The sequence below is a fragment of the Streptomyces sp. WMMB303 genome, assembly GCF_029351045.1.
In the GTDB taxonomy this organism is placed as follows: domain Bacteria; phylum Actinomycetota; class Actinomycetes; order Streptomycetales; family Streptomycetaceae; genus Streptomyces.
Window position 1 is genome coordinate 6,126,105 of record NZ_JARKIN010000001.1, and the last position, 21,165, is coordinate 6,147,269.

Consider the following 21,165-nt stretch of genomic DNA (forward strand, 5'->3'; position numbering starts at 1 on the left):
GCTCTCCCGGCTCGCCGAAGGCGAGGAGATCCGGGATGCGCTCGACGGCCGCCGACGGGACACCGGGGCGGTACGCGGCGGGCTGGAGGGCTGCCCGCCGCACGGCTCGCACACGTTCACCCTAGGCTGCACCGTGAGCACCCACTGGGGCGCTCCGGCCCACCTCGACGTGACGGTGCAGGTCGCACCCGATGTGCGCATCCTCAGCGAACGGCTGACGGGACCGACGTACAGCGGGAACAGGATGCTGTACGAGACCGTCGAGCCGCGCTCGGACAGCGGTGACATCGGCATCAGGTGGTACCGGGGCAAGTCCGGCCGCCGGCCGCATCTGCCGTTGCGCCAAGACCGGTTGCTGGCGACCCAGTTGATGACCCGGCTGCCCGCGACGACAGCTGCCGAACGCGAGGTCATCGAGGTTGCCGAGGTCGTGCTCGGCGCGCTTCGCGGCGTCTTCCACCTTGATCCGGTCCCGCACCTCGTGCGGCAGTACGTGCCTGCCCGCGACGCCGAACTCCGGCGCAGTGCGGAGAACCTGTCGGCGTCCGTCCGACGCATCGCCGAGCAGTCGCCCGCGGAGTTCGACCGCCTCGTCTCGGGCCTGCGCCGGGTGGCCGAGCACCCCATCTCGGAGGTCCGCACGACACGCTCCGACCTGGGTGACGTCATGCTCGTCGTGGACGAGGGCGCGGGCGGCCCGACCCCCGCACGGGAACTGAGCGACGGCATGCTCCGGTTTCCTCGCCGTCGCCACCGCCCTGCTGACCGGCCGGCACGGCGTGGACATCGGCAAGGAGCCGGGCACCGAGCCCTCGCTGATGCTGGTGGTCGAGGAGTTGGAGAACGGACTGCACCCTTCGCAGGCGTCGCTGCTGCTGGAACTCCTCCGCGAAGCATCCGCACGTGCCGGAACGCAGACACTCGCGACGACCCACAGCCCGGCCCTTCTCGCCGCCCTGGCCGGCAGCGAGCATCCGGGAGTCGTCGTCTGCGACCGGGACCGCGACAGCGGCAGCAGCCGACTGCAACGACTGACCGACGTGGACGGCTACGCCACCGTCATGGCCGAGGGCCGACTGGGCGACGTGGTGACGCGCGGACTCCTCCCCACCCGCCGCGAAGAGCGCGACTACACCGAGTTCGACCGCCTGCTGGGAATCGACTGACAGCCATGCCACGCCCCGTCACGTTCGTGGACACCTCGGTGCTCTGCAATCTCCTCCAGGTCCCGCACATGGACCAGGAACGGGAAGCAGTGAGCGCGGAGCTGGTCCGCCGCCGTAAGGAAGTCAGGGACGGTCAGATGGCTCGTGCGACGGCGGTGCTCAGTTCGCGGACGCCGCTGCTGCGAGGGTGGTGCTGGGCCAGGTCGTGGACGATGCTGCGGATCGCCGGCCGGTCGCGGACTTCTCCGGGGCTGGCGCGGTAGGCGTCCAGCAGGGCCCGGATGGTCTGCTCAGGCCGATTCCAGGCCCACCAGGCGCGTGCCATGTCGGTGCTCAGCCGCGCCTTCCGTTCCGCGGTCGGGAACTGCTCTGTGCGCAGGTTCTTTCCGGCCTCCAAGGCGGCGCCCGCGTCGCCGAGGGCCCAGTGCACGCCCACCGCGTACAGGTCAACGGCGGCCGGGCTGATGGGGAACAGGCGACCGGCCGGGGCAGTCTCGGGGAGCCGGTGGGCAGCGCGGCGTGCTTCTTCGGTCATCGCCAGGGCTTCGGCGCGCCGGCCGCCACGCGCAGCGGTGTAGGCGAGAGTGCACAGCATCTGTGCGTAGGCGGCCGCGGAGGCGTCGGTATGCAGGCCGGCAGCCTCTACCTCGGTGGCAGCCGAGGTCATGATGCGCTGGGCGGTGGCGTGCTGGTTCTGGTGGCGGAGCACGATGGCCCACTCGCGAGCCGCAGCCGCTGCTGCGAGCGGGGAGCCGGAGACCTCGGCCCAGGTGCGGGCGCGGTCCGCGGTGCGCCGGGCTTGCTCGTAGGTGCCGAGCTTGATGAGGAGGGCTGTGGCGAGGCTGTAGACCGACGAGAGCCGGGCCTGGTCGAGTTCACGGCGGCGGGAGGCGGCGGCGTGGCCGTCGGCGATGAGACCAGGCAGGGCGGTGAGGAGCTGCTGGTGCGCGCCCTTGTCGAACAGTGCGCGGGCGGTGGCCATGCGGGTATCCAGCGGGCCGGCGCCGGTCGGGGCGGGGACGTCGGCCAGGGCCTCGTCCAGCCCGGTCAGCAAGGCGGCCGGTCCGGCAGCCGCCGTGGCAGTGAACAGCGTGCGGCGGCGCATGGAGTCCTCCTCGACGTCACGCAAACTGGCCGTCACTCTAGTGGCCGCCGATGCCACCTCACCGGGAGGTGACAAAGATGTCGTCAGGACGTGTCGGGGGACGCCGACTTCCTGCGCCGCGCGGTGCACCAGTGCCAGGTCGACCACGCGGGAGCGGCGCTCCAGCCGGGAGACCGTTGCTGGTGAACATCCGAGCCGGTCCCCGAGCGCGGCCAGTGTCCAGGAGCGGTGTTCGCGGCCGAGGCGGATCAGTGCGCCGGGATGTCGTTGCGCGGCTGACTCGCGTGCTCTCGCGCTGTTCCAAAGCGGGTCAACAGACACGATCCCCTCCCACGCGCACAGCCAGGGGCCTTCCACGCTATGGCGCACGGCTGGGGCTGTCGAGGCCGCTTGCACGACGTGCAAATCGCTTGCACGGAACGAGAGTTGATGCCCAACACGCCGGACGGGGCGGTGTGCTGGAGGTGGCCGCCCCGACCTGCGGGGCACCGTCCACCGGAGGCACACCATGGCAACCGCACCCGCCACTCTGGCCACAGCCACCGACTCCGTGACCGGCCCGGTCCGCTCCGTGCGAGAGGTGGTGTCGGCTGACCTGTGGGACAAGCAGGTCGGACTGTTGATGCGCGACTACCCCTACGACTCGGTTATGGCCACCCGCGTCCTGGGCCAGGGCTACGCCTATCTGCTGACCGCGATGAACCACCGCGGTCAGCAGCTCGGTCTGGCCCCGAGCAAGGTGGTCGACATCGGCGTGCACACGATCATCCTCGACACGATGGCCTACGCCGAGCTGTGCGGGAAGTACAACGGCGGCCAGTTCCTCCACCACGTGCCGTTGATCGAGATGAAGAACGACGGCTCGGTGATGAAGACCGCGCACCGCATCGCGGCCGACGGCTGGGAGGTCGACCTGCCGCTGTGGGCGGACGCCGCCGAGTGCGGCCCGTGCCACCACGGCAACGACTCCCACTGACCCCCGCACACCGCTCTCTCCCCGGGCCCTGGCCGCCTGCGGCCAGGGCCTTCGGCGCGCCCGGGTGAGATTGGCCGGAACCGGCCCGCTGCCCAGTCGTGGCCGCGAGTATGGGCCAGGTGACCGCCACCGCAGACCTCTGGTATCACTACGGCCGCACCCGCCACGCCGCCGACCGGGCCGTCCCCGACGCCTTCTTCTGGAACTGGGGCCAGGACAGCGGGCCCGGCACCGAGGTCCTGGGCGGCTTGGACGACCGGGTCGTCGGCGATCTGGGCGCCGGAGCTGCCCGGCATGCAGCCCACCTGACCGCCCGGCGCCGTCCGGCTCGCGTCGATGCCATCGACGCCTCCCCCGCCCAGCACGCCATGGCAACCGATCTGTACAGCCACCTCGCCCCCCGCCTGCACATCGTGTGCGCGGATGTGGTGCATCACCTCCGCGCCACGGTCGGCACCTATGACGTGCTCTACAGCGTCTTCGGAGCGGTCGACTTCACCGACCCGCGAGAGCTGTTGCCAGCCGCAGCCGCCGCGCTGCGACCCGGCGGTCGACTGGTCTTCTCCACTCTCGCCCACTACCTGACCGGCGCCCCCGCCCAGCCCGACGTCCAGCCTGCCGACATCCACGCGAGGGCACCCGACGGCGAGCCGGCCACGATGCGCCGCTGGGTACTCCAAGAACACGTGTGGACCAAACTGCTCGACCAAGCCGGACTCACCCACATCACCACGGAGACCGTTCCCGGCAACGACGCGCCGCGTGCTGCCGATACCCTCCTTGTGATCGCCCATCACCCCTCCTGAACCTGCCCGGTCGAGGTGCGGCACATCGTCGGGTAGTCGGGTATGGGCCCTGTCCCTACCCATGGCCGGCGCTCCCGTCGTGGCAATCGTCGGCGCCGGTACGGCTTCGGCTCGGCATGGGAAGGTCGAAGCTTTTGCCCCGACCTGAAGCGGGAGCAGTCAATGCGTCAGGCGTTCCTGCGCCGCTTTTCGTCGACGAACTTGAGTACTTCGTAGACCAGGGTCAATCGCCTCTCCAATTGGGTGTCCGGTATCTGGTCACGCAGGTCGCGGGCGAAAGTGTTGTAGGGGTTGATCTCAAGGGCGCGGTTCAAATCCCTGAAGGCTTCCTCATAGCGCCAGGTCGCCAGATACGCGGCGCCTCGCTCGGCGAGAGCAAAGGCGTTGTCCGGATCGACTTCGAGTACACGTTGGAGATCGCTGAGCGCCTGCCCATGACGGCCCGTGACGCGATTCACGGCGCCGAGTTCCGCCAACGCCCAGGTATTGTTGCGATCGACCTGGAGCGCACCGTTCAAATCCCTGAGCGCCTGTTCGTAGTTTCCGGTGAGCCGGTTCAGGGATCCTCGCTGAGCCAGAGCCCAGGCGTCGTAGGGGTTCACATCGATCATACGGTTCAGAGACCGCAATGCCTGCTCGTGACGTCGTGCAGACATGTGCTGCTCAATTTCCGCTCTCTCGGCGGCCTGCTGGTACGGGTTGGTCGCGTACCCGGCTCCAGGGAAGACCTGAACGGCGGGCTGCAACTCCCGCCGCTCCGGGACTTCGGGGAGGACGGGAAGGTAGTATCCGGCGGCGCCCACGATGCGATAGGTGTTCCGGGCGAGCCACAGACCTTCCGAAGCGTGCGGGTCGTTGTCGTAGTCGGCCCGCCCGACAGCCTGACCGCTGATCCTCTCGCGTAGCGCCTCGCAAAGTGTCTGGTCCACGTAGATGGCGCTGCCGGCCGAGGAGATTCCCTCCCGCAGTACTTCCGTGAGGGCAGTGGTCAGCCGCATGTCGCGAGCTTCCTGATCGGCTGCCGCAGCAGTGAGCACGGCCAACCGTGCCCGGCCCGAACGGACTCCACCCGCCAGGCGACTGGCGTTCGGTACGGCACCCCCCGCGTGGCAGGTGTCGATGAGGGCTATCACTCCGTCCACGCCGACCTCATCCGCCGCATCAGCCAGCAGTGATCCGACATGGACAGCGGACAGCGTGCTCTGGGTCGTCGAGGAACCGACCATGTAATAGAGATCGGTCTGTTGAGGGGTGGTGAATCCGTGCCCGAGCAGGGCCACCACCATCGCAGCGCCGTCCGCCGTGGCCCTTCGCGTGACCTCGTGCACCGCCCTGCGTACGTCCTCCGGTTCCAGCTCCTCCCCCACCAGCAGGGAGGGATGGTGCCCGTAGCGGGCTCGACACCCTCCGACCTCCGGATCCGTCAGGACAGCGTGCAGGTCCCTCGCGGCCTCCTCCAGCCGGGACAGCCTCCCCATCGACCGGCACTGCGCCCCGATGACCAGGACGTGCCGTACCCCGCTGCCCGTCACCGCTTCAAAACCTCGGCGATGGGCCCGGCCACGGCCGGTTGCCGCAGATATTTCGTGGCCGTGTGCACCCATATGCCGTCAGAGTCCACCCGGTTCGTGGTCGGCACGATGCCGGAAGTGTTCGGCAACATCCACCGCAACCGGGGGCGGGACACAAAGATGTCGTCCCGATCCCAGAAGTTCAGCCAACGGGCGACCACCTCCGGCGTTCGCGCGGGAACCGGGCGTATGCGCTGCCTCACGGCCGCCCCCGTCGCCAGCGGCGAGCCCAGCGTCACCAGCAGCTCCACAGACCCCGTGTACTCGTGCAGCGCTTCGAACGACACCACCGTTCCCAGCGAATGCGCCACGACCACCAGCGGCCGTCCAGGATCCGTCTGCCGCAACAGCCGTTCCCGAATCCTCACATCCAGTGCCCGGCCACGGCTGTCACGCTCTGCACGATCAAGATAGCGGCTGACCTGTGCCAGATGTCCCAGTAGAGACCGGCCGTTGACCCATTGGGCAGCCCGGCGCACTCCCGGAACCTGCAGAAAGGTAGTCATTACATTCATCAGGACCCTTACCGGCCCCAACAATCCCTGTGACTGGTCACCTGCCCACTGCAATTGGTCCCGCGCATCGTCGACGACTCTCAGAGTCTGCCGGTCCCCTTCGCGCTCCGCCTCTCGGGCGAGTTCATCGACCATGTCCCGGACCAACGCTTCCAGGAATTCCACCTGCTCGCCAGGGATGTCATTTTCCCCACCCCCCTGCACCTCAGGGTCCGAGAACAGATCGCTGTAGTCCACAAACCGGGCTTCACTCAGCCATCCCTGCGTCAAACCGGAAACGGCATCCGCATGTCCGGCCTTACGCGCACCATCCGCCAGCGCCTCCAGCCAGGTGCGGCGCTCCTGCTCCGCATCCCGTAAGCCGCCGATACCATGAACAAAAAGCAGTTGAGTTCTTCCTGAGCTGCTCACCAAGCACCCTTTGCCGCATCCCTCGATCCGATACCACGAATCCCGGCGCTCGCAGGAAGGCAACTGCTGCACCCCCGTGCCGCGTTAGGACACCTCTCACGGTACTGCCGTACCCGCCGGTAGGCAGGGGCTTTGCAGTGAACCTCGCCCTTCCCCTGCATGGGTGGGTCAGGCCGCGCATTGTCGGGTCAAGAAAGTGGGTACGGCCGCGAGGGTCCGGGGCGCTCCGGTGTTCCGCCGGGGTCAGTGACGGGTGCGGGCGAGGAAGGCCGACCAGGCGGCGGGCGGGACGGCGAGCTGCGGGCCGGCGGGGTTCTTGGAGTCCCGGACGTGGACGGTGTGCGGGCAGGCGGCCACCTCGACGCAGTTGCCGCCGTCGGTGTTGCTGTAGCTGGACTTGCGCCAGGAGACGGCGACCTCGACGCAGGCACCGCCCTCGGTGTTGCTGTAGCTGGACTTGAACCACGCCAGTTGAGTGCTCATAGCTCCTCCGCCAACTTGCTGATGAAGGCTGACGACTCCTCGGGGTTGAGGGCCAGCCGCAGGATCATTTCATGGCGCTGTCGAAGCGTGCTGATCTTCCCCCCGTCCGAGTAGAGCACTCCTGTGGTCTGCCCCTCCTCGTATCCAAGGTAGGCGTGGTCTGGGGTCTCCAACAGCACGAAGGGGCCCAGACGTCCTGGATGGGGCCCGCGACGGTAGGGCATGACTTGGATGGTCAAGTTCCTCCGCTCGCCCACGTCCAGCAAGTGGTGCAACTGCCGCCTGCATTCGTCTTCCGTACCGACGCGGTCAGAGAGCGCGGTCTCAGAGATCACGAAGCTGAAAGCCTTGGTCTGCTTGTCGAGCAGGGACTTGCGTTGCACTCGGCCTTTGACCCGCTCGGCGATGGTCTCGTCATCCAGCGGAGGACAGTGCGCATGGAGCATCGCCAACACGGTCTCCTCCGTCTGCAACAGCCCAGGCACGAACTCGTTCTCGTACCAACTGATGGCCACCGCCTCGCTCTCCGCGTGCATGAAGTCATGCGAGTACGACGGGAACGGCTCGGGTCGGAGGAACTCCACCGCAGCGGCCAACTTCCCCTGTGCCCCGGACATCTCGTCGGCGATCCGCAGCACATGGGCCTGGGCCTTGCGTACGCCGCGTTCCATGCCCTTGATGGCGTCGTAGCCGTAGCCGGCCTCGTCCGCGAGGGCCTGTCGGGAGATGCCGGCTGCCTCGCGCCAGCGTTTCATCTGGTCTCCGGCGTAGCGCCACGCCATGGGGCGGTCGTCGCCGTTGCCGTTCCTGTTGCCGCCGTTGCCCGCCAACCGGCTCACCTCCTGAGCCAGTACGCCCGATGGCCGAGGAACACCTCGGGCACACTCACCGTCCGTACCTGTTCCGTTACTTCGCACCGTAGCCCGTGCCCAGCAGGCTTTGCTCCATGGAAAGCGAGATTCCCCCGGCGGGGGCCTTCGCGGTCGATGTGCGGACGGGCCGGGTCGGCCAAGTGATGGGCCGCGAGGGGCCTTACGTGCAGTTGCGGCCGCCCGGCGGCGGATGCGAGTGGGACGTGCCACCGGACGCGGTGCGCCCGGCGCGGGTCAGTGAGGAGCTGCGCGCCCGGGTGACCGATCTCAACTGGCAGAGCAGGCTGCCGTGAGCGGCGGTCACCGGCCCCGGTCCGTCATCCGGTACGAGAACTGGGTGTTCGTGCCCGACCAGGAGCCGGACGCCGAGCCGATCATGTACGCGATGCAGTGTGCAGTCTGCGACGAGCAGTCCACCGCGAGCATCGACTACACCGAGGGGCACGCATGGGCGCTGCGCCACTCCGGGCGCAACCCTTCCCATCACACGTACCGGGAACTGGTCACCCGGCCCTGGCGGTGCTGGATGCGCGGCTGGTGAGTCGGGCGGCCGAAGCGGCCCAACGGACAGCCCAGGGCCGGGACTTACGCTCCGCAACCGTCCGTCGCCAACTACCCACAGTCCGTGTACTCTGCCGCGTGTCAGCTCACCTCATGTGCCACACATGAGGCGGCCCCCGACGGTGTTAGCGCACCGGCCGAGGGCCTTCACCACCAAGGTCTCGGAGGGACCCTGGGATGCACAGGCATGTTAGCGCGCCCGCGCGCTTCTTCTCCCAGTTGCCGAACGACATCATCCGCCACCCCCGCCTGTCCGCGCATGCGGTACGGCTCCTGGCCTGGCAGCTCTCGCTCCCCGAAGGCGCCGACGAACCGCTGTGGCGGACGGCCGAGCGCGCCGGGATCGGGAAGGTCGCCTTCCAGCACGCCAAGCGTCAACTGCGCGCGGAAGGCTATCTGTTCGAGTGGCGTCGGCAGGACGCGGACGGCCGCTGGCAGACCGTGCAGCTCCTGACCAACGTGCCGCTCTCCCCGGACGAGGCGCGGGAGCACGCCGCGAGTGCGAGGGACGTTCCTGCCGTCGCCCGGCCAGTCGCCCGACCAGCCTCCCGGTCTGCCGTCCGACCGGCGGGCACCGCACCGGCCGCCGGTGGGCCGACCCGTCGGTCCGCCGCCCCTCAACCCCTTGAAACACCCGTGGGGAACACCTCCCACCCACCGGCACCCACCTCATCTCACGCCGGGCACCGGATCGGCGCCGCGTCCCACCACCACGCGGCCGAAGCGCTGCTGCTGTCCCTCGCCCGCTCGGGGCCGCACCTCGCGCTGCCGCCGCGCAAGGCACGACAGTGGGCGCCCCTCGCGGCGCGCTGGCTGGAGCGCGGAATCGGTGCGGACGACATCCGTACCGCGCTGACAGCGGGGCTGGAACACGCCCGCTCCCCGCTCGGCGCGCTCCGCTGGCGGCTGGAGCACGCGCTCCCCGAACCGGCCCCGGCTGTCGCGGCAGGCCCGCCGGACCCGGGTTCGACGCCGCTCCCCCGCGTGTCCCGTATGCGGGAGTGCGCGGGCCCGCACGCCCAGCCGCTGCTGTTCGTCCCGGTCGGCGACGAGGAGCGGTGCCCCGCCTGCCGAACCGACGGAGCAGCGGCGGCGGCAGCGGCACCTTCGTCCGGATCGGGCCTGACGGCGTTCCGCGCCGCCCGCAGGGCACTCGCCGTACCGCCGACGAGCACCTGAAGGCGACCGGCCGCCTGACCGGACCTCACGTCTCGGGCCGTACGCACGTGTAGCCGCGTTCCTGGAGGACGGGGAGGTAGCGGTCGACGGCGGCGACGGTCTGCTGCCGGGGGCCGCCGCCGTCGTGCTGGAGGACGATGACGCCGGGGGCCGCGTCCCGGGTGACGGCGCGGACGATGTGCGCCACACCCGGCCGGGCCCAGTCCTGGGTGTCCACGGACCAGCCCATCGGCTCCATGCCCAGATCGGAGCAGACGCGCAGTGAGGGAGGGTGCCAGTCGCCGTAGGGGGCGCGGCACCAGCGGGGCGGGGCGCCCAGGACGCGGTCGATCAGGTCGCTGGTGCGGCCCAGTTCGTCGCGGACGTGGCCGGTGTCCAACCGGGTGAGCTGCTTGTGGTTCCAGGAGTGGTTGCCCACCACGTGGCCGTCGGCGGTGATGGCGTGCAGCAGGTCGGGGAAGGCGGCGGCGTTCTCGCCGACGACGAAGAAGGTGGCCTGCACCCCGTGCCGCCGCAGCACCTCCAGCAGTGCCGGGGTGTGGACGGGGTGCGGGCCGTCGTCGAACGTCAGCGCGATGACGCGCCGTCCCTGCCCGGCGGGCAGGAACATCTCGGCGTGGGTGCGGACGGGGGCGTGGGCCTTCGGTTCGCCCATCGAGGTCTCACCGGCGAGGGGACGGAGCCGGTAGCTGTCGTGCGCCGCGGGACTCGGCTGCGCGCCTGCACCGCCTCCGGCGGGCGGAGCCGGACCGCCGGGATCGGGAGCGGAGCCCTTCGGGGATCCGGCTCCCGCCTTCGCGTGCCCGCCTTCGGTGTCCTCGTGGGTGAGCACACCCGCACCGACGCCCGCGAGCGCCGCGGTCCCGACACCGACGCCGACGCAGAGCAGAGTCCTGCGCGAAACAATATGACTATCGGATCGCATGATATTTGGTTAGCAGCGTCGGACGCCGCCGCCCGGGAGCCGCGCGCGGCCGCCCCCGGAGTCCACGCGAACAGCGCACCGCTCCCGCGATACGGTCTCCGTCTTCCGCCCAGCGGAGCACTGCCGGACCGACGGTGCGGCCGTGCGGCCGTGCGGCCGGACCGGCGAAGTCAGGCCGGCGCCGGCCACTCCTCGTCGTCGTCCTGCGGCTCGTCCCGCACCCGCAGCGCGGCGATCCACAGCGGCAGCAGCCGGTGCACCACATAGGCGACCAGCCCGGTGGCGGCGAGCGGCCCCGCGAGGTCGGCCATCGACGTGCCCGCGACCCACAGGACGTAGAAGCCCAACAAGGCGGCCGTGAGCAGCCAGGAGTTGATCCGGTACGCCCACAGGTGCGCCGTCCCCCGCTCGGCCACCTGCCGCTCGTCCAGGAAGCGGACGCGCAGCTCCAGCAGCCCGCGGGTCATGGAGTTCAGCAGGCCGGTGAGCGGAACCCAGACCAGCAGCGCCACCAGCAGCGACACCACCGGCCACAGGGCCGCCGACGCGAAGCACCCCACCATCCCCGTCAGCCCCAGGCCCGTCGTGGCCAGATGCCCCGCCACGATGCGGTGCCGCGCCCCGCGGGAGGCGTGGAAACGCTTGGTGCGCGCGTCGTTCATCGTCCGCAGCAGCCACCTGTCGTAGCGCGTGCCGTGTGTGCCTGTGGTCATCCGGTACTCCTCCCCGTGTGTGCGGTCGCGTCGGCTCCGGTTCCGCCGCTGCCCGCGCCGTACACCTCGTCCGTGAGCGGACGGAACGGCTCCAGGGAGAACAGGGCCTCCACCGGCAGCCGGAAGTACGCCGCGATGCGCAGCGCCAGATCGAGACTGGGGTTGTACTGGCCCCGCTCGATGTAGCCGATCGTCTGGTAGTGCGCGCCCACTGCTTCGGCCAGCGCCTGCCGGGACACCTTCCGTTCCGCCCGCACGACCGCCAGCCTGTTGTGCACGTGCTCGCTCATGTATAAGAAGTACTACATCTGACAGCAGGAGCACAACACATGGGCTGCGACGGGGACACGGGAACGCCGACGACCACCGAGCGACCACACCGCACACCGCACCCTGCCGCGAGACCGCCGGGTACCCTCGCCCGATGTCCTTCCTCAGCCGAATACGCGGCGCCGCATCCCGGCGCACGGTGCTGCTCGCCGGCGCGGGCGTGCTCACGCTCGCACTGCTCGCCGTACTCGTCCCCGCGCTGCTGCTCGGCGAGGACGGTTCGGACGAGTGTCGCCAGGCGCCCGTCTCCGCCCGTGCGCAGGCCCGCGACCCGGAACGCGCCGCGAAGGAACTGGACCCGGGTGAGGGCGTCAACCGCACCGGATCGCTCAAGCGGCTGCTGCGCACCAACGGTTCCCCGCTGTGCGAGGGTGCGGACGGCACACAGCTCGCCGGACGCGCGCTCGTCGCGGCGACGACCGGCCGCACCACCGCCGACCAGCACGAGCCCGCCCGCCCGCACACCGAGCGGGCGGCTCGCGTCGCCCATGCCGCCGTACTGCTGCTGAGCGAGGGGAACAAGAGCTCCCGCCCGGACTTCCCCCTCGGGCTGAATCCCTACCTCGCCCAGATGTTCGCCTCGTACATCCAGGACACCAGCAGGGGGGTCATGCTCGGGGCCGTCCGCGACTGGAAACAACCGACCGTCACCGACGAGGAGGCCGCATACGAGGACCGTAGCGGCAGCGGAAACTGGGCCACGCCCTTCCCCGCGGGCCACGACGTCCACGTCGTCTTCCCCGAGTTCGAGACGGCGAAGAAGGTCGTGCGCCGGGTCGCCACCTCCCCGCGTGCGTTCGCCACGCTGTACGACGCCGAACGCGCCCGCTACGCCTGGTATCTGGAGCGGCTGACCGACACGGCGCAGGAACGCCCTGAAATGCCCGAGTCGGGAACGTTGTCGACGGAACTGGAACTGGAGCAGAGCGCCACCCTCGTCGCCGAGCTCATGACGTCCCGAACGCTCGCCGTCAAAGAAGGGCTCGTGTCCTCCTCCGACGCCTTCGACCGCTCCGTGCTGCGCCACACCCGCGGGCTCTACCACCCCGCCGACCACCGGATACGCACCCGTCCGTCGGCCGCCACCCTCGCCCAGCGCCACCCGGACGCCTCGGCGGGCAACGGTGCCAAGGCCGCCGAACGGCTGATGGACGGCAGGGTGCAACTCTTCGCGGTGTTCGACGCATGGGTGCGGGAGCGCGGCATACCCGAAGGCCGGGCTCAACGGCTGCGCGTGAAGATGGACTCCCGATACGCCAACGCCCTGCGTCTGCTCTGATCTGGAACCGGCCGGTAGCGACTACGCACCCCCGATCGGCCGGAACCGGGCCCGAGTGGCTCAGCGCCCGGCAGCCGGCAGCCGCACATCCGTGCAGCCGCGCTTCGCGCTCTCCTTCTCGGCGAAGGACACCAGCAGCTTCCGCATCCCGGCACGGTCGAGCTGATCGCGGCTCACCGTCTCCTCGTCGGAGTCGGAGGCCATGTCCTCGTCGGGTCGGCTGACCACGAGCCGGAAGCCTGCCGGTTGGCCGTCGCACCGGGCCATGGCCCAGCCGTCGTCGTCGGTGAGCCACGGTCCGACGCGCTTGCCGCCGGTGCCCGCAGCGCCGCCGAGAGCCGCCTGCCTGAGCATCACCCGTTGCGAGAAGTCGCCGTAGAGGGCGTAGAGGCCGAGCACCTGGCGGTGCGGTTCGCCGTCGTCGTCGCTTCCCGAGGGCCGCAGCACGCAACTGGTCATCGGCGCCGGTCCTTCGGGGATCCGCAGGTCGGCCGACCAATCCCCGCGCGGCGCAAGGCGACCGAGCGCCCCGCACGTGGTGCCGGCGGCTTTCGCGGGCCGGACGGCCCGGTCGAGGACGTCCCCCGGGTCCTTCGACGGGACGTCCAGCGGATCGGTGTCGCAGCCGAGCTTCTCGGCAGCCCTGTTGGCGACCGCCGCTCCCGCGCGGACCAGCTGATGGGGCTCGGAGAGGTGTCCGGCCAGGACGTCCACCAGGAGCTGCCCGGGGCGGCCCGCCGCGTCCTTGCCGCGTCCTGGACAGCGCGGCATCAGGGTCACGCCGGCCGTCCGCGACTCGAACCCGGGCAGTCCGCCGGGCAGCGCGGCGGTCGGATGAGCTCCCCCCTCCTCGAACTCCCGCACCAGTTCCCGGTCGATGTCGTCGCGCCGACTGTAGACGCGGACCTCGATGACCCGTGCACCTGACGCGTTCTCCACCTCGCACGTGTAGCGCCCGAGGTCGTCGTCCGTTTCGGCCTCCGCCTCGGTCAGATGCGCCTCCGGATCACCCGTGGTGCCGCGCAGCGTGTCCATGGTGCCGTCCGGCAGCGCGCCGTCGCAGGCGTCCGAGGTGATCATCCGGTCCTGGACATACGGCTCGGCGATCCACCCCGCGCCGCCGAGGACCAGCACGCCCACGCCGCACCACGCCGCGATCCTGTTGCGGCGCCGCCGCCGGTCGTCGGCCTCCCGGGCCGGGCGCCACCGCTCACGCCGCTCGTCCTCGGTCTCAGGCCCAGGCTCCGGCTCGGCGGACTCGGACTCGCGCTCGGGCCGGGGTGCGGGGGCGGTCCCGGATTCAGCCTCGTCCTGGGACTCCGGCGCCCGTTCGGGCTCGGGCTCCGCCCCGGGCTCCGGTATCGCCCCGGGTTCCGGTATCGCCCCGGACTCCGGTATCGCCCCGGACTCGCGCTCGCCCCGCTGCTGCTCCTCCGCATCCGACATCCCGGCACCGTATCCCACCCCGCACCCCGTCGCCCGAACACACGTGTGCCCCGGGCTCCGCGAGGGAGCACGGGGCACGGCGCGCGGCGCCCGCAGGGGAGTTCAGCCGGGGCTCACTCCCACTCGATGGTCCCCGGGGGCTTGCTGGTGACATCCAGCGTGACCCGGTTGACCTCGGAGACCTCGTTGGTGATCCGCGTCGAGATGCGGGCCAGCACGTCGTAGGGCAGCCGGGACCAGTCGGCGGTCATGGCGTCCTCCGAGGAGACCGGGCGCAGCACCACCGGGTGGCCGTAGGTACGCGCATCGCCCTGCACGCCGACGCTGCGGACGTCCGCGAGCAGCACCACCGGGCACTGCCAGATGTCGCGGTCCAGCCCCGCGGCCGTCAGCTCCTCGCGGGCGATGGCGTCCGCCTCGCGCAGCAGGTCGAGCCGCTCGCGGGTGACGGCGCCGACGATCCGGATGCCCAGCCCCGGGCCGGGGAACGGCTGACGCTGGACGATCTCGTCCGGCAGCCCGAGCTCCTGCCCGACCATCCGCACCTCGTCCTTGAACAGCTTGCGCAGCGGCTCCACCAGTTCGAACTCGAGGTCCTCGGGGAGGCCGCCCACGTTGTGGTGCGACTTGATGTTGGCCGCGCCGGTGCCGCCGCCGGACTCCACCACGTCCGGGTAGAGGGTGCCCTGCACCAGGAACGCCACCGGCTCGTCGCTCGGCGCCTCGGCGACGATCTCGGCCTGCGCCTGTTCGAAGACCCGGATGAACTCCCGGCCGATGATCTTGCGCTTCTGCTCGGGGTCGGAGACGCCGGCCAGCGCGTCGATGAAGCGGTCGGCCGCGTCCACGACCTTGAGCTGGACCCCGGTCGCCGCCACGAAGTCCTTCTCGACCTGCTCCGTCTCGCCCTTGCGCATCAGGCCGTGGTCCACGTACACGCAGGTGAGCTGGTCGCCGACGGCACGCTGCACGAGGGCCGCGGCCACCGCCGAGTCGACCCCGCCGGACAGTCCGCAGATGGCCCGCTTGCCGCCGACCTGCTCCCGGATCGCGGCGACCTGCTCGTCGACGATGCTCTCCGTCGTCCAGGACGGGGACAGGCCCGCACCCCGGTAGAGGAAGTGCTCCAGCTCCTGCTGCCCGAACGTGGAGTGCATCACCTCCGGGTGGTGCTGGAGGCCGTACAGCTTCCGCTCGTCGTCCTCGAACGCCGCCACCGGCACCAGGTCCGTGGACGCCGTGACGGTGAAGCCCTCCGGCGCGGCCGAGCAGGCGTCGCCGTGCGACATCCACACCTGCTGCTCCTCGGGGGTGCCCTCGAACAGCGTCGAGGACGCCTTGGCGACGGAGAGCCGGGTGCGGCCGTACTCGCGGCTGCCGGTGTTGTCGACCGTGCCGCCCAGCGTCGTCGCCATCAGCTGGAAGCCGTAGCAGATGCCCAGGACCGGGACGCCCGCCTCGAACAGCGCGCGGTCGATGGCGGGCGCGCCCTCCGCGTACACGGACGACGGGCCGCCGGACAGGATGATCGCCTTCGGGTTCTTGGCGAGCATCTCGGCGGCCGGCATGGTCGACGGCACGATCTCGCTGTAGACCCGCGCCTCGCGCACCCGGCGCGCGATGAGCTGGGCGTACTGCGCGCCGAAGTCGACGACGAGGACGGTGTCCGGAGTGCTCTCGGACGGGTTGGAAGCCACGAAGCTGATGCCTTTCGGCGTGAAGCGGGGGTTCGGTTTCGATGATAGCGGTGCCCCCGGGTGCCCGGCCCCGCCGCCGGGCGTCCCGGATCCGGTGGCATACTGGCCGTATGCAGAACGCGCAGTGGTTTAGCTATGGCACCGGCCCGGCCGGCTGCCATGGCCGTTCTGTGTGAGAGAAGCGACACACGAACTTCCCCAGGCGCCCCGGGCCGGTCAGGCCCGGGGCGCCGGTGTGTGGGCCCGCTTTCCCGGGCCGCCGTCCGCGGGCTCCGTGACCCGAGGAGCGAACAGCGCATGAGCGCCACCACCGCCGGCAACACCACCAGCACCAGCACCAGCACGCGGGCCGATCAGGCGCCGGAAGCGGTCATCGACGCCGAGCGGGCCCGTATCGACGCACTCGACGCCCGCATCGTCGCGCTCGTCCGCGACCGGATGGAGGTCTCCGAGAACATCCAACGAGTGCGGATCGACTCGGGCGGCCGCCGGGTGCACCTGGCCCGCGAGATGCAGATCCTCGACCACTACAGCACCGAGCTCGGAGCACCGGGCCGGGAGCTGGCCCGGACCCTGCTGCGGCTGTGCCGGGGGCACTGAGGGGCGGTGCTCGGCCCGGCGCCCGGGGGCATGGGTATCCCGTCCCCGGCGCGTGTCCGGCCCTCACCCGTACGGCGCGTGACCGCCCCGGGGGGCCTTCGTTGGACCCGGTGTCCCTGATCTCCGCCGGGCGCCCGGTGGCGAGCGGGGCGGCGTCACCGGAGCGATGAGACGCCCGTCCTCCCCGCGAGGGGAGACGCCGGGTGTCGTGGGACCTCGCTCCGGTGCTGTGACCGGACGGCAGGGGACAGCAGCCCGGTCACGACAGCGGCCGGTCCCGGGGACGCTCTGGACCGGCCGCTCCGCGGCTGCCCGCCGGACCCCGCGGGCCGGCCGCCGGGGCGCCGGCCCGTGCGGTACCGAGCCGGTTGCCCGCGGACCCGTCGCAGGTCGTCGAGGCCCTCGTGCCCGGCCGCTTCGGGCTCCCGCGGCGCCCGCACGGGGTCTCCGCGAGAACGCCGGAATCCCGCACTGTCGCAACGGTTGCGCGGGGTGCGGCGGATCGAGCACGATGCAGACGTCCGGTGAGCAGAACGACCTGACCACACGGCCGATTGGTGAGCCGTGGCGGGATATCGCCATTGGTTCGACCAATAAGAGGCGGCGCCCTCCCCCCGCGCCGCCTTCAGCACGGGCGCTGCCCTGACGCCGGTGCTGACCGAGGGCCCCGCGGCTGCCGCCACCCACCCGGCCGGCGCCCGGGGCCCTCCGCCGTTCCACCCCCGGCCGTGTCACCGCTCCACCCGACGCCGCGGGCGGAACGGCGACGCGACGGCAGCCGCGGGTTCCACGTCAGTCCTGTTCCCCACCGGTGGCGGAGCCGTCCCGCGCGGGCACCGGCGGGACCGGGAGCACCGGCAGCCGCAGCGCACCGAACGCGGTCTCCGGTACCGCGGGCCGGGCCGGGGCCACGGGCGCCAGCCGCCGGTATCCGGCGTCCTGCGCGGGGCGCGGATCCTGCTCGCCGCTGTTCGGCCAGAACGACATCGCGCGCTCGGCCTGCGCGGTGATGGTCAGGGACGGATTGACCCCGAGGTTGGCGGAGACGGCGGAGCCGTCCACGACGGAGATGCCCGGATGCCCGTACAGCCGGTGGTAGGGGTCGATGACGCCGTGCTCGGCGCTGTCGCCGATGGGGCAGCCGCCCAGGAAGTGCGCGGTCAGCGGGGTGCCCATCAGCTCACCGACGTTGGTCCCGGCGAAGCCGTTGATCTCCTCGGCGAGCGCGGTCGCCGCCTCGGCGCCCTCCGGAATGTGCACGGGGTTGGGCGCTCCGTGCCCCTGCCGCGCGGTGAGCATGCCCTTGCCCAGGCCCTTGTCCTTGCGGTAGGTGGTGAGCGAGTTGTCGAGCGTCTGCATGACGAGCCCGATGATGATCCGCTCGGACCACTTGCGCGCCGAGAGCGAGCGCAGGAAGAGGACCGGGTGCCGCAGACAGGTCAGCACGTGCGCGAGCGCGCCCGGCAGCATGGTGTTCTGCCGCATCTGGAGGGTGGTCAGGGCGCTCATGGAGTTGGAGCCCTTGCCGTAGCGCACCGGCTCGATGTGGGTGTGGGCGTCCGGGTGCACGGAGGAGGTGATGGCGACGCCCTTGGTGAAGTCGGTCGCGGCGTCCCGGCCCCACTTCTTGCGGTACCGGCGGGGCACCGTCTGCGCGCCCACCAGGGCCTCGGAGTTGGTGCGGGTCAGCTCACCCAACCGGGGCGAGAGCCGGGGCAGGGTTCCGGCGTCCTTCACCTGGTGCAGCAGCTTCTGGGTGCCGTAGGTACCGGCTGCCAGCACCACCCGCCGGGCGCGGAGGATGCGCGGCTTGCCGCCGCGCCGGTTGTCGGTGCGGACGGTCAGCACCTCGTAGCCGTCCGCGTCGGTGCCCGGGGTGCGTTCGCGGAGGCCGACGACGGTGGTCAGCGGGCGGATCTCGGCTCCGGCGCGTTCGGCGAGGTGGAGATAGTTCTCGTTGAGGGTGTTCTTGGCGCCGCGGCGGCAGCCGGTCATGCACTCCCCGCACTCCACGCAGGCGTTGCGGTCCGGGCCGGCGCCGCCGAAGTAGGGGTCGGGGACGGTTCCGCCCGCGGCGGTGCGGGCCGTGCCGTCGGCGTCCTGGCCGTCGCCGAAGAAGACGCCGACGGGCGCGAGATGGAAGGTGTCGCCGTAGCCGAGGCGGTCCGCTGCGGCCTTGAGATGGACGTCGGAGGGGGTGGTGGTCGGGTTGAGGCGGACGCCGAGCATCCGCTTGGCCTGGTCGTAGTGGGGCGCCAGTTCGTCCTGCCAGTCGGTGATGTGGCCCCACTGGCGGTCCTCGAAGAACGGGGCGGGCGGCACGTAGAGGGTGTTGGCGTAGTTCAGTGAACCGCCGCCCACCCCGGCACCTGCCAGGATCATGACATTGGCGAGCAGATGGATGCGCTGGATCCCGTAGAGGCCGAGCGAGGGCGCCCACAGGAAGTTCTTCAGATCCCAGGAGTTCTTCGGCAACTCGTCGCGGCTGAAGCGCCGACCGGCCTCCAGGACGCCGACCCGGTAGCCCTTCTCGGTCAGCCGCAGCGCGGAGACCGCGCCGCCGAAGCCGGAGCCGACGACCAGGACGTCGTAGTCGAACGGGTCTGCGCCCGCCCGCTGCTGGGCACGTGGGGGCAGGGACACGGGTACCTCCGGTTCAGCGGTGGCGGTGCGGACGGAGCGGACGGAAGACGGAGCGGACGGAAGGTGCGGGCGGCCGCGAGGGCGGGGCCCGACCGGCGGCGGGCGGCCCCCGCCCGCACGGGCCGACGGTGCGGGGGCCGCGGGGCCTCAGCGGAAGCGGAGCGTCTTGAGGGCCTTGAGGGAGCGGGACATGAACGCGGCGTACGCCTCGTCGCTCATACCGAGGGACGGCGCCATGGGCAGCACCCGCTGGTGCGCCACCGTCTGCGACTCGGTGTACTTCAGGATGCCCTCCGAGCCGTGCCGGCGGCCGAGTCCGGAGTCGCCCATGCCGCCCATGGGGGCCTGGGCGCTGCCGTAGGCGGAGGCGTAGCCCTCGTTGACGTTGACGGTGCCGGTGCGCAGCCGGGCGGCGACCGCACGCCCCCGCCGTCCGTTGCTCGACCACACGCTGGAGTTGAGGCCGTAGGGCGTGGCGTTGGCGAGGTCGACCGCCTCGTCGGTGTCGGAGAAGCGGTAGACGGACACGACGGGGCCGAAGGTCTCCTCGCCGCAGACCGCCATCCGCGGCTCCACGCCGTCCAGCACGGTGGGTTCGTGGAACAGCGGGCCGATGTCCGGGCGCGCCCGGCCCCCCGCCAGTACCGCGGCGCCCTTCTCGACGGCGTCCGCCACGTGCTGCTGCACGTTCTGCAACTGCCGTTCGGAGACGAGCGAGCCCATATCGGCGCCGTAGGCGAGCGACGCGCCCAGCCGCATGGCGCGGACGCGGGCCACGAAGCGCTCCAGGAAGGCGTCGGCGACCGACTCGTGGACGTACAGGCGCTCGATGGAGATGCACAGCTGCCCGGCGGAGGAGAAGGCGCCGCGCACCGCGCCCTCGGCGGCCTTGTCCAGGTCGGCGTCGTCCAGGACCAGCATCGCGTTCTTGCCGCCCAGCTCCAGGGAGCAGCCCACCAGGCGGGCTGCGGCACGCCCGGCCACCTCGCGTCCGGTGCGGGTGGAGCCGGTGAAGGAGACGTAGTCGCCGCGGTCGACGACCTCGGGCCCGACGACCGGGCCCTCGCCCAGGACGATCTGCCACACGTCGGCGGGCAGCCCGGCCTCGACGAGCAGGTCGCGCGCCCACAGTGCGGTCAGCGCGGTCTGGGTGTCGGGCTTGGTCACCACCGCGTTGCCCGCGGCGAAGGCGGGGAGCACGTCGCCGACGGAGAGTTCGAAGGGGTAGTTCCACGGGGCGATCTGGCCGACCACCCCGCGGGGGTGGCGCAGCTCGGTGACCTTGGTCAGCGCGGGGATCGCACCGGTGTGCCGCTTGGGCCGCAGGTAGGCGGGGGCCTTGCGGCCGTAGTGGCGGGCCGCGACGGCGACGGCCTGGACCTCTTCGTGGGCGTGCAGCCGTGCCTTGCCGGTCTCCAGTTGGACGAGGTCCAGCACCTCCGACTGGCGGGCCAGTACGAGGTCGTGGAAGCGCAGCAGCACCGCGGCGCGCTGCCGCACCGGGGTGGCCGCCCAGGCGCGCTGCGCCGCACGGGCCGTCTCGAAGGCCGCCGCGACGTCCTCGGGGGTGGACTCGGGCAGCTCGGCCAGCACCTCGCCGGTGAAGGGGGAACGGCTGCGGGTCGTGCCGCTGCCCACCACGCCGCGGGCCAGCGCCGCGACGAGGTCGGGGGTGACGACGTCGGCGGCCGTCCGGGCCCGCGCGGGCGCGGGGGCGACCGGGTTGCCGGAGGCGTGCTCGGTGCGGGGCGCGGTGCGGGTGCTGTCCTGCGAGTCCGTCATGCGAGTGAGCGTACGACCACGGGAGCGGCCACGTATACCCAGCGGTAACCCCTTTTCACGGAATCTGCCAGCGATCGCTGGCAGAACCGGCGGGGCGGCCCGGGA

At 71.3% G+C, this 21,165-nt stretch carries 20 protein-coding genes; 8 read left to right on the plus strand and 12 right to left on the minus strand.

What is annotated here, in order from left to right; all coding sequences use genetic code 11:
• The first annotated feature begins 779 nt into the window (after positions 1-779).
• Positions 780-1,166 (plus strand): AAA family ATPase, encoded by a 387-nt coding sequence (locus P2424_RS26590; RefSeq protein ID WP_276478234.1) that lies wholly within the window; start codon positions 780-782, stop codon positions 1,164-1,166.
• 133 nt (positions 1,167-1,299) lie between these two features.
• On the opposite strand, the gene P2424_RS26595 is transcribed toward P2424_RS26590, so the two are convergent.
• A complete protein-coding gene (locus P2424_RS26595; protein ID WP_276478235.1) occupies positions 1,300-2,592 on the minus strand; it encodes a helix-turn-helix transcriptional regulator in 1,293 nt (430 codons plus the stop codon).
• A 187-nt stretch (positions 2,593-2,779) separates the two neighbouring features.
• On the opposite strand from P2424_RS26595, the gene P2424_RS26600 reads away from it, so the two are divergent.
• Entirely contained in the window at positions 2,780-3,247 is a 468-nt protein-coding gene (locus tag P2424_RS26600; protein WP_051271680.1) for a hypothetical protein, read from the plus strand.
• A 119-nt stretch (positions 3,248-3,366) separates the two neighbouring features.
• Positions 3,367-4,053, plus strand: coding sequence for a class I SAM-dependent methyltransferase (locus P2424_RS26605; RefSeq protein WP_276478236.1), 687 nt, complete (start codon positions 3,367-3,369; stop codon positions 4,051-4,053).
• Positions 4,054-4,220: 167 nt separating this feature from the next.
• On the opposite strand, the gene P2424_RS26610 is transcribed toward P2424_RS26605, so the two are convergent.
• The 4 genes from P2424_RS26610 to P2424_RS26625 all read right to left on the minus strand — a co-directional run bounded on the left by P2424_RS26610 (position 4,221) and on the right by P2424_RS26625 (position 7,863).
• A complete protein-coding gene (locus P2424_RS26610; RefSeq protein ID WP_276478237.1) occupies positions 4,221-5,420 on the minus strand; it encodes a tetratricopeptide repeat protein in 1,200 nt (399 codons plus the stop codon).
• A gap of 161 nt (positions 5,421-5,581) precedes the next feature.
• A complete protein-coding gene (locus tag P2424_RS26615; RefSeq protein ID WP_276478238.1) occupies positions 5,582-6,550 on the minus strand; it encodes a hypothetical protein in 969 nt (322 codons plus the stop codon).
• 243 nt (positions 6,551-6,793) lie between these two features.
• On the minus strand, positions 6,794-7,033 hold the full coding sequence (locus tag P2424_RS26620; protein ID WP_276478239.1) for a DUF397 domain-containing protein: 240 nt from the start codon (positions 7,031-7,033) through the stop codon (positions 6,794-6,796).
• Entirely contained in the window at positions 7,030-7,863 is an 834-nt protein-coding gene (locus tag P2424_RS26625; RefSeq protein ID WP_346660118.1) for a helix-turn-helix transcriptional regulator, read from the minus strand. The genes P2424_RS26620 and P2424_RS26625 overlap by 4 nt, the downstream gene beginning before the upstream one ends.
• 116 nt (positions 7,864-7,979) lie before the next feature.
• Between P2424_RS26625 and P2424_RS26630 the strand changes: the two genes are divergently transcribed.
• The 3 genes from P2424_RS26630 to P2424_RS26640 all read left to right on the plus strand — a co-directional run bounded on the left by P2424_RS26630 (position 7,980) and on the right by P2424_RS26640 (position 9,645).
• A complete protein-coding gene (locus tag P2424_RS26630; protein WP_027760798.1) occupies positions 7,980-8,198 on the plus strand; it encodes a hypothetical protein in 219 nt (72 codons plus the stop codon).
• Entirely contained in the window at positions 8,195-8,446 is a 252-nt protein-coding gene (locus P2424_RS26635) for a hypothetical protein (protein WP_276478240.1), read from the plus strand. Before P2424_RS26630 ends, P2424_RS26635 begins: the two co-directional genes overlap by 4 nt.
• 197 nt (positions 8,447-8,643) lie before the next feature.
• Positions 8,644-9,645, plus strand: a complete 1,002-nt coding sequence (locus P2424_RS26640) for a hypothetical protein (protein ID WP_276478241.1) — start codon at positions 8,644-8,646, stop codon at positions 9,643-9,645.
• A 25-nt stretch (positions 9,646-9,670) separates the two neighbouring features.
• Here P2424_RS26640 and P2424_RS26645 read toward each other — a convergent pair whose 3' ends face one another.
• The 3 genes from P2424_RS26645 to P2424_RS26655 form a co-directional block, all read right to left on the minus strand.
• The gene (locus P2424_RS26645) at positions 9,671-10,570 is read right to left on the minus strand and encodes a polysaccharide deacetylase family protein (RefSeq protein WP_276478242.1); all 900 of its coding nucleotides are present in this window, start codon (positions 10,568-10,570) and stop codon (positions 9,671-9,673) included.
• A gap of 170 nt (positions 10,571-10,740) precedes the next feature.
• On the minus strand, positions 10,741-11,283 hold the full coding sequence (locus P2424_RS26650; RefSeq protein WP_276478243.1) for a hypothetical protein: 543 nt from the start codon (positions 11,281-11,283) through the stop codon (positions 10,741-10,743).
• Positions 11,280-11,573, minus strand: coding sequence for a helix-turn-helix transcriptional regulator (locus P2424_RS26655; protein WP_276478244.1), 294 nt, complete (start codon positions 11,571-11,573; stop codon positions 11,280-11,282). The genes P2424_RS26650 and P2424_RS26655 overlap by 4 nt, the downstream gene beginning before the upstream one ends.
• Before the next feature lie 134 nt (positions 11,574-11,707).
• Between P2424_RS26655 and P2424_RS26660 the strand changes: the two genes are divergently transcribed.
• Positions 11,708-12,892 (plus strand): hypothetical protein, encoded by a 1,185-nt coding sequence (locus tag P2424_RS26660; protein WP_276478245.1) that lies wholly within the window; start codon positions 11,708-11,710, stop codon positions 12,890-12,892.
• A gap of 60 nt (positions 12,893-12,952) precedes the next feature.
• Here P2424_RS26660 and P2424_RS26665 read toward each other — a convergent pair whose 3' ends face one another.
• Positions 12,953-14,338 carry a hypothetical protein gene (locus P2424_RS26665; RefSeq protein ID WP_276478246.1) on the minus strand — a complete coding sequence of 462 codons (1,386 nt, stop codon included), beginning with the start codon at positions 14,336-14,338 and terminating at the stop codon, positions 12,953-12,955.
• 113 nt (positions 14,339-14,451) lie between these two features.
• Entirely contained in the window at positions 14,452-16,035 is a 1,584-nt protein-coding gene (gene guaA / locus P2424_RS26670; RefSeq protein ID WP_276478247.1) for a glutamine-hydrolyzing GMP synthase, read from the minus strand.
• Positions 16,036-16,332: 297 nt separating this feature from the next.
• Between guaA and P2424_RS26675 the strand changes: the two genes are divergently transcribed.
• Positions 16,333-16,635: a chorismate mutase gene (locus tag P2424_RS26675; RefSeq protein ID WP_276478248.1), complete on the plus strand. Its 303-nt coding sequence runs from the start codon at positions 16,333-16,335 to the stop codon at positions 16,633-16,635.
• A 792-nt stretch (positions 16,636-17,427) separates the two neighbouring features.
• Here the strand turns inward: P2424_RS26675 and P2424_RS26680 are convergent.
• Positions 17,428-19,278, minus strand: coding sequence for a GMC family oxidoreductase (locus tag P2424_RS26680; protein WP_276478249.1), 1,851 nt, complete (start codon positions 19,276-19,278; stop codon positions 17,428-17,430).
• Between the two features lie 147 nt (positions 19,279-19,425).
• The gene (locus P2424_RS26685; RefSeq protein ID WP_276478250.1) at positions 19,426-21,060 is read right to left on the minus strand and encodes a succinic semialdehyde dehydrogenase; all 1,635 of its coding nucleotides are present in this window, start codon (positions 21,058-21,060) and stop codon (positions 19,426-19,428) included.
• Between the last annotated feature and the right edge of the window lie 105 nt (positions 21,061-21,165).